Origin of the sequence: Cohnella baijiui, assembly GCF_020731285.1 — a bacterium.
Classification (GTDB): Bacteria; Bacillota; Bacilli; order Paenibacillales; family Paenibacillaceae; genus Cohnella.
On record NZ_JAJFOW010000110.1, the window covers coordinates 1 to 449 of the forward strand.

The window sequence follows — 449 nt, forward strand, 5'->3', positions numbered from 1 at the left end:
CTCCGATGCGCAGGATGCGCGAGGTTCTGCGTTGCTCACACGACGTGAGCGGTTGTAGCAGAACTTCCTCTCGGGTGAGAGGGCCGTCTTCTTATAAAACAAATAATAAATGGCGGAGCCGACGGGACTCGAACCCGCGACCTCCGGAGTGACAGTCCAGCGTGAACTCCAACTTCACCACGGCTCCGTATACAATACTTTATTGGTTGCACTTTTCAAGTACCACTGATTTTATCCATCATAGATACCGATTCGACGTTGTTCGGATAACTTTGGTTGCACCCTGCGGGTACTACCATCGTATTTGAACATAGAAGATGAATCGACGTAGTACAAATACTTTATTGGTTGCGGGGGCAGGACTTGAACCTGCGACCTTCGGGTTATGAGCCCGACGAGCTGCCAACTGCTCCACCCCGCGACAATATATAGATTTACAATGGTGGAGG

The 449-nt window shown here is 50.3% G+C and carries 2 tRNA genes; both read right to left on the reverse strand.

The features are described 5' to 3' along the window. Positions 1-110: 110 nt before the first annotated feature. Positions 111-187, reverse strand: a tRNA-Asp gene (locus tag LKX83_RS31855). A 158-nt stretch (positions 188-345) separates the two neighbouring features. Then, positions 346-421, reverse strand: a tRNA-Met gene (locus LKX83_RS31860). Between the last annotated feature and the right edge of the window lie 28 nt (positions 422-449).